The sequence below is a fragment of the Paenibacillus diazotrophicus genome, from assembly GCF_042610465.1.
In genome coordinates, this window is sequence record NZ_JBGJZN010000006.1 from 125,158 (window position 1) to 141,300 (window position 16,143).

Here is a 16,143-nt window from a genome sequence, read left to right on the forward strand (position 1 = left end):
AGGTTACTCTATGAGTATTATCAAAGTAACTGCGGATGGTGTATTTGGTGAAGAGGATCAGGAGAGGTTTGGCGGAAGTTATGTACCGGAACCGCTGAAGGCAGCGCTCCATAAACTTGACGAAGCTTTTCAGCGATATAAGGACGACGAAGAATTCGAGCGAGAGTTCCATTATTATCTGAATGAATATGTGGGCAGACCGAATCCGCTCTATTATGCTCAGCGGCTGACGGATAAATTGGGCGGGGCCAAAATCTACCTTAAGCGTGAAGATTTAAATCACACCGGAGCGCATAAGATTAACAATACCATTGGCCAGGTCCTGCTTGCCCACCGGATGAAAGTCAAAAGAATCATAGCAGAGACTGGCGCAGGACAGCATGGTGTAGCCACTGCCACGGTATGTGCCTTGTTTAATATCCCTTGTACCATTTATATGGGAGAGGTGGATATTGAACGCCAGGCTCTAAATGTGTTTCGCATGCGAATGCTGGGAGCGGAAGTTGTGGCTGCAAAGTCCGGCAACAGAACCCTGAAGGAAGCTGTGGATGAGGCGCTGGATGATTTCGCGCAGAACTATGAAGATACTTACTATCTGATTGGATCTGTGGTTGGGCCTCACCCTTTTCCGCTGATGGTCCGTCATTTCCAATCTATCATTGGAAGAGAGGCCAAAGAGCAGATTCTGAAGAAGGAAGGGCGTCTTCCGGATCTGATCACTGCCTGTGTGGGCGGGGGATCGAATGCGATAGGCTTGTTTTATCCTTTCGTAGATGACCCCAGTGTCACAATAGTAGGCGTAGAGCCGGCTGGAAAAGGGATCGAGACCGGGATACATGCGGCTCCACTCTGCACAGGCAAACCGGACGTTATCCATGGTTTCAGATGTTATGTCATGGACGATGCCGAGAACTGCCACTCCATTGCAGCTGGTCTGGATTACCCTGGTGTGGGTCCGGAACATAGTTATTACAAGCATATTAAGCGGGCGGAATATGTCTCCATTACCGATGCAGAAGCGCTGGATGCCTTTCTGACACTTTCTAAGACAGAGGGAATCATCCCGGCCCTGGAAAGCTCACACGCGGTTGCCTATGCGATGAAGGTTGCTCCAGCAATGAACAAGGATGCTATCATTATGGTCAGTCTTTCTGGCCGGGGAGATAAGGATGTTGCTCAAGTATATGACATGCTCCAGTTATGCCCTGAGCTCCAAGAAGTATAGAAAAAAGCCATATACATCAAGCCTTCGGTGTTTCCAGACCCGGAGGCTTAAATCCATTTTAAAGAGAAATATCTCATAGGGGTTGGAGGGGCTTTACTTGGCATACGAATTGTTGATCACAATCGATAAAACACTGGATACATCCTTGTCCAGACAGGTCTATGAGCAAATTCTACAGGCTATTACTAACGGATGCTTGCGAAGCGGAGATCAGGTTCCTTCAACACGGCTATTGTCTGAGCAGATTCTAGTATCCCGCAGCGTTGTTCTTCAAGCCTATGAGCAGCTGCAGGCAGAAGGGTATCTGGAGATGAGGAAGGGAGCCGGTACATTCATTTCTGCAATTTCAGCAGGTATAGAAACAGACCCCGGCACTGAAGTGAACAACCTTTGTGAAGTGGCAACGAAAGCACCGAATTTCGTATCGGTTGAACAATCTGCATCAGCGGTGCCTTACGATTTTCGTCATGGTGTGCCAGCTTGGGATGTCTTCCCGATGGATCGTTGGCAACGGTCTTTGACTGAAGCATGCCGGAGGGCAACGCCTGATATGCTTACATACGGACCGGCAGAAGGTTCCCTGACACTTAGAGAAGAGATTGCCCGATTGGTGCGTTCAACCCGTTCCATTCCCGCACTGCCAGAGCAAATTGTCATTACAACTGGAGCTACGCAAGCTTTGGATATCCTTGCCAGGCTATGTCTCAGCAAAGGGGATCAGGTGCTGGTTGAAGACCCAACCCATAATGTGCTCAGGGAAATATTCAGCTACTCAGGCGGGGAAGTGATTCCTGTACGAGTAGATCAAGAAGGAATATGTGTTCAGGAGATTGAAGCAAGAACTCCCAAACTTCTCTACGTAACTCCTTCACATCAGTTCCCGACGGGTGTGACGATGTCATTTAACCGGAGAATTCAGCTTCTGGAATGGGCAAGAAGATCGGGAGCACTCGTTATTGAAGACGATTATGACAGTGAATACCGGTATGTCGGGCAAAAAGTATCTGCACTCGCAGGGCTGGATTCCTGTGGCCGGGTGGTATATGTAGGAAGCTTCAGCAAAATTCTGTTTCCGGCGCTGCGCATTGGCTACGCCATTCTCCCCCCTTCCTTGATAGAGCCCTTTCTGGCGATCAAATGGATTACGGACCGGATGACCCCTACACTGGAACAGGAGGCGCTGGCAGATTTCATACAAACCGGACAATACGCCAAACATGTGAGCCGGATGGGCAAACTATATGCCGCCCGCAGGGCTTGTCTGGTGGACGCTTTACATCAGGAATTCGGCAAACGGGTCACGGTATTTGGAGACGAGGCCGGATTACACTTGCTCATTGAGCTGGACACAACGGTGGAGGAGAGATTAATTGCAGGGAAGGCTCTTCAGTATGGAGTTAAAATATATTCTGCATCTGATTATTTTATTAACTCTGTTCCCCAAAAACCTACATTTATTTTAGGCTATTCCAATTTATCCGAGAATCAAATAAGAACGGGTATCAAGCAGGTAGCGCGTGCAGAAAATGAATGCAGAAGAATAAATCAGGTACCTGAGATTGACAGGAATAGGGGCGCTGGCTATACTTGAAATGTTAAAATGCAAATCGGAAAAAACGTTGATGAAATGAAGTACGCCGGAGAATGGCTTGGTCAGAGAAGAGGTTCCTTTGCGATAGTATTCGCAATTGGCTGTGAGAACCTTGAAGACAGGCCGGCGGAAAGCTGATTTCGGAGTGTGGGGAAATCCCGCCGGGGGCGCCCGTTAACAGCCGCACAAGGCGATCGTCTGCTAGTTGTCCGTGAGTTCACGGATCATGGCGATAACCAGGGTGGTACCGCGATAATCATCGTCCCTGAATTTATTCAGGGGCGTTTTTTTGTTTTTTAATAACATTGAGACAGGGGCTGTACAAGATGAAAGCAAGTGAAATCCGTTCCAAATGGTTGCAGTTTTTTGAGAGTAAAGGCCACCGCATTGAGCCGAGCGCATCGCTCGTGCCGCATAATGACCCGTCACTTCTGTGGATCAACGCCGGGATGGCGCCGCTGAAGGCGTATTTCGACGGACGGGAGATTCCTGAGAATCCCCGCCTGACCAACTCGCAAAAATGCATTCGTACCAACGATATTGAGAATGTAGGTAAAACACGCCGCCACCATACGTTTTTTGAAATGCTAGGCAACTTCTCGATCGGCGACTACTTTAAGGAAGAAGCCATTACCTGGGCTTGGGAGTTCCTGACCGGCAAAGAGTGGATTGGCTTTGATCCGGAACGCATTTCCGTAACGGTATATGCAGAGGATGAAGAAGCCTTCAAGCTGTGGAATGAAAAGGTAGGGCTACCTGCAGAGCGCATCATCAAGCTGGGTGACGACAACTTCTGGGATATCGGCGAAGGTCCTTGCGGCCCTTGTTCGGAAATCTTCTATGACCGCGGTGAAGCCTACGGCAGTGACATGTCCGATCCGGAAATGTATCCGGGCGGGGAAAATGAACGCTGGCTTGAAGTGTGGAACCTGGTGTTCTCACAGTTCAACCACAACAAAGACGGCAGCTATACGCCGCTTCCGAACAAGAACATTGATACCGGAGCAGGTCTGGAACGTTTCGCTTCCATCCTGCAGGATGTCGACTCCAACTTCGATACCGATCTATTCCAGCCGATTATCCAGAAGACAGCCAAGCTTGCGGGTGTAACTTATAAGGACAACCTGGAACAGGATATTGCCCTCAAAGTAATCGCTGACCACATCCGCACAGTAACGTTTGCTGTTGGAGACGGCGTGCTTCCTTCTAATGAAGGCCGCGGATATATTATCCGCCGTCTGCTCCGCCGCGCGGTGCGTTATGGCAAGACACTGGGTCTGGACCGTCCATTCCTGTTCGACCTTACCGCTACCGTGGGCGAAGTGATGGGTGTCTACTATCCATCCGTTGTCGAAAACCGCGAATACATCGCCAAAATCATCCGTACCGAGGAAGAGCGGTTCCATGAAACGTTGTCCGACGGTCTGGCTATTCTGGGCGAGATCAGCGCCAAAGCAAAGGCTGACGGTCTGACTGCTATTGCCGGTGCTGATGCATTCAAATTGTATGACACGTATGGCTTCCCGTTTGACCTGACGGAGGATTTTGCCTCCGAGCAGGGTCTCACCGTCGACCGCGAAGGCTTCGACATCGCTATGCAGGAGCAGCGTGACCGCGCCAGAGCTGCCCGTCAGGACGGAGGCAGCATGAAGGTTCAAGGCGGACCGCTGGCTGAGCTGACGGTTAAAAGTGAATTTGTTGGATATACTGACTCCGTAGCGGAGTCTAAAATATTGGCTATTGTAGCTGATGGCACGTTGGTGGACATCGCTGGTGAAGGTACCGATTGCCAGGTTATTCTGGAATCAACGCCATTCTATGCTGAAAGCGGCGGCCAGGTCAGCGATACCGGTCTTCTGACCGGAGGTTCTGTGACAGCCAAGGTAACCGGACTTTTCAAAGCTCCGCATGGCCAGCATGTTCATCTGGTAACCGTAGAAGCCGGGGAGCTGAGAGTGGGCGACAGTATCCGCGCTGAAGTGAACCGTGAGCAGCGTGAGGACATTGTTAAGAACCATACAGCAACTCACCTGCTGCACAAGGCACTCAAAGAAGTGCTTGGCGGCCATGTGAATCAAGCCGGTTCTTTAGTAGAAGGCGCACGTCTGCGTTTTGACTTCTCGCACTTTGGGGCAATTACCCCGGAAGAGCTGAGCGACATTGAACACCGGGTGAATGCGCAAATCTGGCGCGGCCTGGATGTAGTTATTGAGAACAAGCCGATTGATGAAGCTAAGGCTATGGGTGCCATGGCGCTCTTCGGCGAAAAATACGGCAACATCGTGCGCGTGGTTCAGGTTGGTGATTATAGCCTTGAGCTGTGCGGCGGTATCCATGTTTCCAACACCTCCCAGATCGGGATCTTCAAGCTGGTCAGTGAGAGCGGCATTGGTTCCGGGGTTCGCCGGATCGAGGCGGTAACCGGACGTTATGCGTACCAGTTCACTGAAAGCCAGCTGGATCTTTTGAAGCAATCGGCAGGACTGCTGAAGTCTTCCTTGAACGATGTGCCAAAACGCATTGATGCACTGCATGCCCAAGTGCGTGAGCTGTCCCGTGAGAATGAATCGTTGCAATCCAAGCTGAGTGCGACCTTTGCTGCTGAACTGACCGGTAATGTAAAAACCATAGGCGGCAGTACACAGCTGCTCGCTGTTGCCGTTCAAGCAGGCAATATGGATGCGCTGCGCTCCACTGCAGATGAACTGAAATCCAAGCTGCCGGATGCAGTGCTCGTGCTGGGCGCCGCTATGGACGACAAAGTCAACTTTGTTGTATCCGTACCTCAGGTTCTCGTCCAAAAAGGCTTCCACGCTGGCAAGCTAGTGAAGGAAATCGCAGCGGTATGCGGCGGAGGCGGAGGCGGTCGTCCGGATATGGCGCAAGCCGGAGGCAAGGACGCTTCCAAGCTGGCTGAAGCTCTTCTGAAGGCTGAGGAGCTTGTAGCTGCCCTGGCTTAAGCTGCTAAAGTGACGGATGTACATGAAATCGGAAATGAGAGTTGCCGCAGCGGTACTGAGAGCAATATATCAGTACCGCTGCTTTATACGCACAAAGCTGAAAAATGTATATTTTTTGTCAATATTCACTTTCGGCGAACATCTGCAATAGCTTAAAACCCAAAAAAATCTCTATTTTTGTAGACGAAATACCAAAAAAAGCGTTACCAAGGGGGAAGGATTTCCTCGTTGGGCCATGAATATGTTATGATGAGGGCAGCAAGTCAGCTGTACAGCAGCAACTTTGCGAAGCCGCCCAAGAAGCGGGTGATTTTGCAGAAGGAAGGTGTCACAAATGGACTCCATGGACAAAACGGTCAAATTCAATGTAAAGGGCGATGAGAAGGAAGCCTCTTCCCAAGAAATACTGCTCGCGGTATACGATGCGCTGGTGGAGAAGGAGTATCATCCCATCAACCAGATCGTAGGGTATCTTATTTCTGGAGATCCGGCTTATATTCCACGCCATAACAATGCGAGAAGTTTGGTCCGGAGGAAAGAACGTGATGAGCTGATTGAGGAACTGGTTCGTTTCTACCTCGCTAATCATCGGGCGGATCATCCGAAATGATGAAGAAGCTAGGTCTGGATTACGGCGACCGTAGAATCGGAGTTGCCACAAGTGATATTTTTGGATGGACTGCACAAGCTCTGGAGACGATTGAGCGGCGCGGCGACGGAAATGAGTTCAAGCGTATCCGCGAACTGGTCAAGGAACATGAGATTGGAGAGATTGTTGTAGGCCTTCCGAAGAATATGAATGGCTCAGTAGGACCCCGCGGTGAGATCTGCATCGAGTTTGCCGGTAGGCTTCGGGATGAGCTCGAAATGCCCGTACACCTTTGGGATGAGCGTCTGACGACGGTATCTGCAGAGCGGATACTGATTGATGGGGACGTCAGCCGGAAGAAACGCAAAGGGATTGTAGACAAAATGGCTGCAGCCCTGATTTTGCAAAATTTTTTGGATGCTAACAGTAAAAGGTGAGGGGTGTGTTGGAGTGACAAACGAGCAGATTGGCCAAGAAGAAGAACCGGAAATTATCTACATTCCTGATGAGGAAGGTAATGAAGAGGAATTTGAGGTCATTATGAAATTTGAAGTCGACGGTTCAGATGCCAAGTATATGATGGTAGTTCCGCTGGATTCCGAGGATGAAGAGAGCGATGAGGTGTATGCGTTCCGTTATGAAGAAGACGGTGACGATCTTCAACTCTTTATGATCGAGAGTGATGAGGAATGGGCTATTGTGGAGGAAACCTTCAATACGCTGGTAGATGAGCTCGACGGAGGAGCGGAGAATGACTGAGTTTTCCGCTGATCAGGTGGTTTGGACTTCAAAGCTTACAGAAGTATATGGAGAAACAGTAGAACTGGAAGACGAGCACGGCAAATCTTCCGTTTACGATATTATTGCCGAATTTGAAGTTGGTGACCGCGCGTATGCGGTGCTTGCCGGCTCCGGGAAGGACGCCGAACAGGAGATTCTGCGGATTGTGGTATCGCCTGACGGACTTCCCGAACTGGAGAGCATCGTGGATGATGAGGAATGGGAAAATGTCAACGAGCTGTACGACGAGCTGACTTTTCCCGCTGACGAAAGCGAATAAACTTCCATATGTACGCTATAGCAAGGCTTGGCACGGAAGAGGGCGGGGTTTTCCCGCGCTCTTTTTGCTTGAGATCGAAGAAAAATATACTTATCTAAAAATATATGTTGAATTTGAGACAGTACAATTTTATACTTTATAGTCGGAAAGTGAGGAGTGACATTTGAAAGCTGCAATCCGCACCTTGGCTCTAATCATCCTTTTGCTCGCTGTAATCGGCGGCGGAGGAGCCTGGTACATCTGGAATGGCATGCAGCCGGTGAAGCCGGCAGGCCCCCCGGTAACTTTTACGATAGAGAAGGGAATGGGTAGCTCGGAAATTGCTGATCTGCTCGAACAAAATGGTATCATACGCAAAGGATTATTTTTTAAAGGCTACCTGAAATGGGTCAAAGAAGGGTCAAGCTTTAAGGCAGGCACCTATACCGCCAGTCCAGGGGACACCTATGATTCATTGATTGCCCGCCTGAATGCAGGGGATGTGGTGAAAAAGGAAACAGTTTCCTTTACGATACCTGAGGGGTATACGGCCAAGCAGGTTGCCGATAAGCTCGCTGCAGCCTGGAATCAGAAACCCGAAGTATTCCTGAAAATTATAGATTCGGGTGCGGGTCTTGAAGCCGTAGGCCGACTTGGTATTCCCGAAGACAGCAAGCTTCGCCACCGCCTGGAGGGTTATTTGTTTCCGGAGACGTATGAGCTTGTAAAGGGGAGCACGCCGGAGCAGGTTGTAGAAGCGATGCTGGAGCAGCTTGAGAAGAAGCTGGACAGCATTGAAGGCTGGCAAAGCAAACTGAACGAACGGGGACTCTCCCTACATGAGCTACTTACGGTGGCTTCGCTTGTAGAGCGTGAGGTCGTAGTAGACAAGGAACGTCCGATTGTGGCCGGAGTCATCTATAACAGGCTGGATAAGGGACAGAAGCTGGAGATTGATGCAACGGTTCAGTACCTGCTGGACAAACAGAAGGAACGTCTATATGAGAAGGATCTGAAGGTAGATAGTCCTTATAATACGTATTCTAACGAGGGTCTGCCGCCTGGACCCATCAGCAACCCTGGCCTTGCATCTATTCAGGCTGCCCTGACCCCAGAAGCTTCCGATTATTATTTCTACGTAACCAAAAAAGATGGCTCGCAGGGCCATTTATTCGGCAAGACGTATAAGGAACATTTAGCCAATATCAAAAAAAGTGAACAAAACCAGTGAAAAACAGGTAGAATTATCAGTGGTGCATTGAGTTTTAGTGCGGCAGATCGTGACACTTTGATACACGAGTGGTACGCTTTGGTGCAGTGAGCAGTGGTGCAGAAAAGTGCTACATCCGGTTAATATGAAATTATTTATTTACTTAGCGGGAATTACTCCCGCTAAATTCATTTGAATCCTCACATTCTTAAGATTAGCGGGAAATATGCCCTCTAATCTTTATCGTGTTATCATTAAGTACCAAACCGAGATAATTAGAGGGTACGAATCCCTTTAATTGCACCAAATGATCCATTATAACGAATTTAGAGGGAGCGAATCCCCTTAAATTAGTTTGCTACGTGAATTTAGTTCTTACAAAGCTTTTAGGAGGGTGCAACATGAATAACAAAACGGAGCTTCTGGCGACAGCCGCTTCCTTGGAAGAAGCGGCTGTGCTGCTGGAGGCCGGTGCGGACGCGCTGTTGATTGGTGATGACCGCTTTGGCATGCGTCTGGCTGGCCATTTCTCGCTGGAGGATACTGCGAAGGTGATCAAGCTGGCTCATGCAAGAGGCTGCAAAGTGTATGCTGGCCTGGGTGGCCTAATGTCCAACCGGCTGCTGGATGAGCTTCCCGCGTATATAAAAGCCATTGCGGAACTGGGTGTAGATGGCATCGAATTTGGTGATCCAGCCGTGCTCGCTGCAGTGAAATCCGAGGCAGCGGGACTGAAGCTGCACTGGAATGCGGAAATGACTTCAACTAACTATGCCACCGCCAATTACTGGGGGCGTAAGGGTGCTTCGCGGGTTGTTCTGGCGCGTGAGCTGAATATGGATGAAATGACCGAAATGGTACCGCTCCTGGAAGTTGAAGCCCAGGTGCAGGTGCATGGCATGACGAATATTTATCACTCCAAGCGCAAGTTGGTTGCAAGCTACATGTCTCACCAGGGCCGTCCGAGTGATGGCGGAAGCCTGGGTAAGGAGCGGGGATTGTTCCTGATCGAAGCTGAGCGACCCAATGAAAAGTTTCCGATATACGAGGATGAGAACGGGACGCATATTATGAGCTCCGATGATATTTGCATCCTGGAAGATCTGCATTTTCTGCTGAAGGCCGGTGTGCACAGCCTGAAGATTGAAGGGCTGCTGAAGCCGGTTGCCTACAACGAAGCTGTCGTCAAGACGTACCGCCGAGCGATTGACCTGTACGCTGTTAATCCTGAAGGCTATGCCTTCCAGGAGGAGTGGATGGATGGCATCCGTGCGCTGCAAGATCCTGAGCGCGAATTGTCCTTCGGATTTTTCTACAAGGAACAGGTATATTAAAATATAATAAAAAAAGCAATGACTCAGCTTTTTAAAATAGATCATTAAGCAACATTAAGGTGCAGCAGTGGAGGGGAAGTTTGGAACTGTAGGAGCGGTAGCGTCCGCCTTTAGGTTTGGATTTCTACCCCGGCCAGCGGTTAAGTTCGTGAAATCCAAACCTAACAGCGGCCGGAAGTCCAAACATTTCCCGCAGCTGCGTTCAACACCAAAATGTAAGCTTTTTAAGCTGTTTTAACTGATGAGACAATGGAGGGGAGAACAGGAATGGGAACCATGACCAAGCCGCAATACAAAGGCAAACGTTACCGTCTGGACAAACCGGAGCTCCTAGCTCCGGCGGGTAATCTGGAGAAATTGAAATTCGCCGTACACTATGGTGCGGATGCAGTATATATTGGAGGACAGAAATACGGCCTGCGCTCGGGAGCGGATAACTTCAGCTTTGAAGAGATGCGCGAAGGTGTGGAATTTGCCAAAAAATACGGTGCCAAGGTTTTTGTGGCTACGAATATTTATGCCCATAATGAAGATATCGCGGGGATTGAAGAATACCTGCGTAACCTATATGAAGCGGGAATTGCTGCCATTATCGTAGCGGATCCTGCCATAGTGGATACCGCCCGCCGCCTGGTGCCGGGTCTTGAAGTGCATCTGAGTACCCAGCAGTCCACACTCAACTGGCAAGCCGTTTCTTTCTGGAAAGAAGAAGGACTGCCGCGTGTCGTGCTCGGCCGTGAAACGAGCCTGGAGGAAATCGCCGAGATTAAGCAGCATGTCGATATTGAAATCGAGAGCTTCATCCATGGAGCAATGTGTTCCTCCTACTCCGGCCGTTGTGTGCTGTCTAACCACTTTACAGACCGTGATTCGAACCGCGGGGGCTGCTGCCAGTCCTGCCGCTGGAAATACGATCTGTTCGAGGATGCCCGCCCTGAAGGGGATTGGGTATCCGAAGAAGATCAGGCCCAGGCGCTGCAATCTCCTCAGCCGCTTAAGCCGGGGATAACCCAGCTTCCGCTGCATCAGCCGGAGGATAACCCATTCTCGATGGGTTCCAAGGATTTGTGCATGCTGGAGAGTATTCCCGAGCTGATCGAAGTCGGCATTGACAGCTTCAAGATCGAAGGCCGGATGAAGTCCATCCACTACGTGGCGACGGTCGTCAATGCTTACCGCAAAGCCATCGATGCCTATATGGCCGACCCGGAAGGGTACGTGCTGAAGCCGGAATGGCTGGAGGAGCTGCAGAAGGCGGCGAACCGTCCGCTGAATACCGGATTTTTCTACGATACACCGGATCATGAGGATCATATTTATGAGCCAGAGGAAAAAGCGGCTCCTTATGACTTTGCCGGACTGGTGCTGGAGTACGATGCGGCCAGCGGAACTGCGCTGATTCAGCAGCGCAACCACTTCAAGCCGGGCCAGGAAGTAGAGTTCTTCGGGCCTGACAATACGTTCTTCAAACAAACGGTAGGCGAGCTGTGGGACGAAGAAGGCCAGCCGCTTGATGCTGCGCGCCATCCGCTCCAGCGGATACGCATGAAGGTGGATCAGCCTGTTGCATATTTCGACATGATGCGTAAAAAGAAATAGTATTTTTAGAGTATTCTGCAGGAATGCACCTCTGATGAGGGGCATTCCTTTTTGATTTATAGCATTAAATGGAAAATGACTAAAATATATAAAGATTCTATGGTAATTTCTAAAGAAAACTAAGCAAAAATACCCACACTGCCGATATAACTTATAGCGAACGCTTACATGGGTCTTCTAAACTAATTGGCAGGTGATTATGATGGTTGCTCCTAAACAGGAGAGTAATGGCGAAATGCAGAAAGAGAAAAAGATGAAATTCACAAAAAAGAATAAGCCTAACAAAAAATTGCCGTCGACCGTCCAGAAATCTGAGACAAATCAGACGGATGCAGGACAGGAAACAACCAAAGAACCGGTGTCAATCAAAAAACGTATAGGCTCCGATCTTACGGTTAAAGGAATGCTGCATACTACGATACGTCAGGCCAAGAGAGTTAATCCTAATAAGTCCGTTGGGGTCAAACTGTTCTTGATCTTTTTGTCGTCAATTGTAGTAGTTGTATTGGCTCTAGGACTGTTGTCCTACAATAAAGCTAAGAACACTATTAAGGATAACGTGTCAGAAGCTAACCGCCAGACGATTATCCAGACCTCGGAGAAGCTTGATATTACACTCAAGCAATATGAGAATCTTGCTATGCAGCTCTTTTTTGATCCACAAATGCAGATTAATCTGCGGGATCTCATGGCTGCAGAGAACAGTTATGACAAGTTTGTGGCAACGGATGCCATCAGTAAAAAGCTATCCAGCCAGACGACTACGGACTCTAATATTGTTGCGATTACACTGATTCCGACTTCCACGGACTTTGATATTGTTTCAAGCGGAAGCTCCGGCGTGAAGCTGGATAATATCAGAGATCAGGAATGGTTCAAAACAGGGGTTGCTAATACGGAGAGTTACAAAAGCTATTATACCGCAGAGGAAAAAGCGGCCCAGAACTATTGGTTCCCTACTTCTGTAACAGGAGGAAACGGGAAGAATATTGCGATGTTCCGATCGCTTAAAAACCTTGGAGCCAATTCGGGATATGTGATTTTGCTTGAACTCAAGAATACACTGCTTGAAGAAGCATTCAAGAGCGTTACACTCGGAGACGGCTCGCGGATTCAGCTCGTTGCACCGGATGGAACGGTAGTGGCTTCTTCCAATGCTGAAGAGGATGGTAAGGTATCGGAGCTTAAATTTATTAAAGAGAGCAAGACCAACAGTAAGAGTCAGGAAGCTACGGATGCAAAAGGTGAAGATGTTTTGGCTGTCTACAAACCTATGGTCAAAGCGGACTGGAAGCTGACAGGTATTGTCCCTACCGGTGAACTGGTGAAGGCAGCTACTCCAATCCTGTTCACAACCTTTGCAGCCGCAGCGGCAGCAGCGGTTCTCGCTGTTCTGGTGGGTATTGCAATGGTACGGATGATTGCCCGGCCGCTGGCCCGTTTGAAGGATCTTATGGTCGAAGGTGCAAAGGGTGACCTGAGCGTACGCACCGAATATGTATCCAAGGATGAAATCGGTGAATTGTCTGCGTCCTTTAATATGATGATGGGACGGATTACCGAACTTGTAGCCCAGACAACGGACACTGCCCGTGAAGTGCTGGAGACTGCCGGTGAGCTTGGGGATGCCTCCCGCAAGACGGCGATTTCCGCGAAGGAAATCGCGGCAGCTACCGAAGAGATTGCCGGTGGTGCAGGAAGTCTGGCCCAAGAAGCTGAGCGCGGCAATGAGCTTACGGATCTGATTGGAACTCAAATGCAGAGCGTCATCGCAGCTAACGCCGAGATGGATGAAGCCGCCCGCGGAGTGGGAGAAGCCAGTGGCCTAGGTGCTAAGCAGCTGGAAGAGCTGCTGACGCAGACCAGCCGCACCGGAGAGATGACTACTGCACTGGTAGACCGGGTCAACAATCTGAAAGAAACAGTATTCTCGGTCATCAAGGTACTGGATGTAATGAAGAATATCACCCAGCAGACGAACATCCTGTCGCTCAATGCCACGATCGAGGCAGCAAGAGCAGGTGAAGCGGGACGTGGATTTATGGTTGTTGCTGATGAGGTCCGGCAGTTGGCCGACCAATCCAAGCAGTCCATTGCTGTCGTAGCTGGTATTACGGATAAGATTATTACCGAGATGAATGAGACAGTAGCAGTATTGTCTGAGGTTGCGCCGCTCTTTAAACAGCAGATGAGTTCGGTGAAGAGCACCAGCGATATCTTCGTATCCGTTCAAGGGCAAATGGGAGACTTTATTTCTAGTCTGGAGTCGGTTACCGGAGCCATTGACAGCCTGAATCATTCCCAGGGTGTGTTGTCGGATGCCATGGGCAATGTAAGTGCAGTGGCACAGCAGTCTTCGGCCACTTCGGAAGAGGTTGCTTCCCTAAGTAATGAACAGCAGAATGTCAGCGATCAGCTCGTTGCACTGTCCGGCAAACTGGAAAGTGTCTCCACCCAGCTGAAAGACAAGCTGTCCCTCTTTACGATTAAATAGAAATATAAGTTCGGCCTACTAGTAAAACAAGCATCCCGCGGAGCCATTCATTGGCAGCGGGATGTTTTTTTTGCACGATATTCATAGTTTGGGAATGTAAATTCCTTGTACATCACGGAACTAACAAGTATAATTATTTTGTTAGGTAACTGTTATTTTTTCTTAAAATGTTAGGAAAAGCTGGAACAAGGAGAAGGGCCGAATGAACGTAAAACGAAGTCACACCTGGTGGTCCTTTGTAGGGGACATGAGCATGGAACGCAAGCTGCTCTTGGTCTTCCTGATTATTATCACACTTCCCCTTTCTTTCATTAGTGTGATCAGCTTCAGGAGCTACTCAGAATCGATTCAGGCGAACACTGTTGCCTATTCAGAGAAGCTGATTGACCAGATGATGGACTCCATTGATGACTACATAGAGGATATGAAACGGATTTCTTCCATGCCTGCCTATGTAAACGATATCAAGCAGAATTTGATCCGTTCGAACCGGTATTATGAACAAAAACAGATGATGGTAAGCAAGGGGAACGGCACACAGGTTGCTCCCGGTGACTACGATCTGCTGCTGTCGATTCAGCGGGGAATTGAAGGGAATATCTCCTTCATTAACAATATTAAACGGGGAACCAATTCGGTATATATTTTTGACGGCTACGGCAATGGATATTATTCTGCCAAGGATGGCGGTGTCCGTCTGGATCTGAAGCAAAGCTACAAATTTTGGAGCGATCAGGCAAAGGACTCTAGCGGTGAAGCGCTGCTCTTTGGTACCCAAGCCTATACCAGCAATCTGCAGAGTACCCGTTATGCATTTACTGTAGTCCGCAAAATTGTCGACGGGCTGTGGAATCCGATTGGACTGATTGCAGTCGAAGCCAACATCAGCAATCTGGAAAATCAGGTAGCCGAGCTGGATACCGTAACTCATGGCAAATCCATCATTGTCGATGAGGACGGCAAAGTGATTTTTGACAGCGACCAGAGATTGTTGACGACTGATATTTCCCATACGAGCCTGTTTCGTCAGGCTTCTGGCAATGCCGGGAGTTTCTATGATACCGTATCAGGCAAGGAGCGGCTTAATATTTATTCAAGCTCCTCCAAGACTAACTGGAAGGTTATCATTTCAATTCCTGTGGATGAGCTGACGCGCGGGGTAAAATTGACCCGTAATGCTACCTTTGCCGCTACTCTTATAATTATTGTGTTGGCGCTGATTATTTCGATTATCCTCTCATTTGCCTTGACCAAACCGCTGACCCAAATGATCCAGCTGATGAAAAAGGTGCAGAACGGCGATCTGGATGTGACCTTCCGTGTTAAACGCCGGGATGAGATTGGGCTGCTGGGCCATCAATTCAACCGTATGCTGGCCCGTATCCGGCAGCTGATTCAGGATATATACCGGATTGAGGAACAGAAGAAAGAGGCTGAGCTGCAAGCGCTGCAGAGTCAGATCAACCCCCATTTTATATACAATACGCTGGAATCCATCCGTATGACTGCAGAGATCAATGATGATGTAGAGGCCGCGGATATGATCTCCATTCTAGGCAAGCTCCTGCGCTATAGCACCAGTGAGTTGTCCGGAATAACGACTATGAAGCAAGAACTGCTGTATGTCCGAAATTATGTCGAACTGCTGGGCTGCCGTTATCCCGGCAGGTTCGTATTGCAGATTGATGTTCCTGGGACGCTGGACAATTACTCCATGATTAAGCTGGTTTTTCAGCCGATTATTGAGAATGCCGCTTACCATGGATTGGATGATACCAAAGCTCAAATGCATCTGAGCATTAAGTGTGAAGTTACAGAGCAGAAGCTTTTGTTCCATATCCGGGATGACGGCTGCGGGATGGAGCAGTCCACACTCGATAAGCTGAATGACAGCCTGAAGCATGAAATGCCTCCGAAAAAAAGCATCAATGGGGGCATCGGGATGAAAAATGTTCATCAGCGGATTCAGCTTCATTATGGAGCGGCCTATGGTATTGAGGTCTTTAGTGAGCCGGGAGAAGGGACGGATGTGATTTTATCACTGCCGCTACTGAGCCCGTTAGGTCAGGAAATGAAGGGAAGAGAATAGAGGAGGAGTCCGC

At 49.1% G+C, this 16,143-nt stretch carries 13 protein-coding genes; all 13 read left to right on the plus strand.

All coding sequences use genetic code 11. From position 1 onward, the window contains the following. Positions 1-10 precede the first annotated feature (10 nt). The 13 genes from trpB to ACAN54_RS21590 all read left to right on the plus strand — a co-directional run bounded on the left by trpB (position 11) and on the right by ACAN54_RS21590 (position 16,130). Positions 11-1,225 carry a tryptophan synthase subunit beta gene (trpB, locus tag ACAN54_RS21530; protein WP_379160222.1) on the plus strand — a complete coding sequence of 405 codons (1,215 nt, stop codon included), beginning with the start codon at positions 11-13 and terminating at the stop codon, positions 1,223-1,225. A 97-nt stretch (positions 1,226-1,322) separates the two neighbouring features. Further along, complete coding sequence (gene pdxR, locus ACAN54_RS21535; RefSeq protein WP_379160225.1) at positions 1,323-2,816, plus strand: MocR-like pyridoxine biosynthesis transcription factor PdxR; 1,494 nt, start codon at positions 1,323-1,325, stop codon at positions 2,814-2,816. Between the two features lie 147 nt (positions 2,817-2,963). Beyond that, on the plus strand, positions 2,964-3,116 hold the full coding sequence (locus tag ACAN54_RS21540; RefSeq protein ID WP_379160228.1) for a hypothetical protein: 153 nt from the start codon (positions 2,964-2,966) through the stop codon (positions 3,114-3,116). 26 nt (positions 3,117-3,142) lie between these two features. Beyond that, entirely contained in the window at positions 3,143-5,776 is a 2,634-nt protein-coding gene (gene alaS / locus ACAN54_RS21545; RefSeq protein ID WP_379160231.1) for an alanine--tRNA ligase, read from the plus strand. 334 nt (positions 5,777-6,110) lie between these two features. Then, positions 6,111-6,386 carry an IreB family regulatory phosphoprotein gene (locus tag ACAN54_RS21550; protein WP_074084724.1) on the plus strand — a complete coding sequence of 92 codons (276 nt, stop codon included), beginning with the start codon at positions 6,111-6,113 and terminating at the stop codon, positions 6,384-6,386. Continuing rightward, a complete protein-coding gene (gene ruvX / locus ACAN54_RS21555; protein WP_379160916.1) occupies positions 6,386-6,802 on the plus strand; it encodes a Holliday junction resolvase RuvX in 417 nt (138 codons plus the stop codon). The genes ACAN54_RS21550 and ruvX overlap by 1 nt, the downstream gene beginning before the upstream one ends. 13 nt (positions 6,803-6,815) lie before the next feature. Beyond that, positions 6,816-7,124 (plus strand): DUF1292 domain-containing protein, encoded by a 309-nt coding sequence (locus ACAN54_RS21560; RefSeq protein WP_379160236.1) that lies wholly within the window; start codon positions 6,816-6,818, stop codon positions 7,122-7,124. Continuing rightward, positions 7,117-7,425, plus strand: a complete 309-nt coding sequence (locus ACAN54_RS21565) for a DUF1292 domain-containing protein (RefSeq protein ID WP_379160239.1) — start codon at positions 7,117-7,119, stop codon at positions 7,423-7,425. The genes ACAN54_RS21560 and ACAN54_RS21565 overlap by 8 nt, the downstream gene beginning before the upstream one ends. A gap of 163 nt (positions 7,426-7,588) precedes the next feature. Next, on the plus strand, positions 7,589-8,635 hold the full coding sequence (gene mltG / locus ACAN54_RS21570; RefSeq protein ID WP_379160242.1) for an endolytic transglycosylase MltG: 1,047 nt from the start codon (positions 7,589-7,591) through the stop codon (positions 8,633-8,635). Between the two features lie 380 nt (positions 8,636-9,015). After that, positions 9,016-9,948: a peptidase U32 family protein gene (locus ACAN54_RS21575; RefSeq protein WP_379160245.1), complete on the plus strand. Its 933-nt coding sequence runs from the start codon at positions 9,016-9,018 to the stop codon at positions 9,946-9,948. Between the two features lie 267 nt (positions 9,949-10,215). Then, positions 10,216-11,547, plus strand: coding sequence for a peptidase U32 family protein (locus ACAN54_RS21580; protein ID WP_379160248.1), 1,332 nt, complete (start codon positions 10,216-10,218; stop codon positions 11,545-11,547). 235 nt (positions 11,548-11,782) lie between these two features. Beyond that, complete coding sequence (locus tag ACAN54_RS21585; protein ID WP_379160251.1) at positions 11,783-14,041, plus strand: methyl-accepting chemotaxis protein; 2,259 nt, start codon at positions 11,783-11,785, stop codon at positions 14,039-14,041. Positions 14,042-14,243: 202 nt separating this feature from the next. Continuing rightward, positions 14,244-16,130, plus strand: a complete 1,887-nt coding sequence (locus ACAN54_RS21590) for a sensor histidine kinase (protein WP_379160254.1) — start codon at positions 14,244-14,246, stop codon at positions 16,128-16,130. Positions 16,131-16,143: the final 13 nt, after the last annotated feature.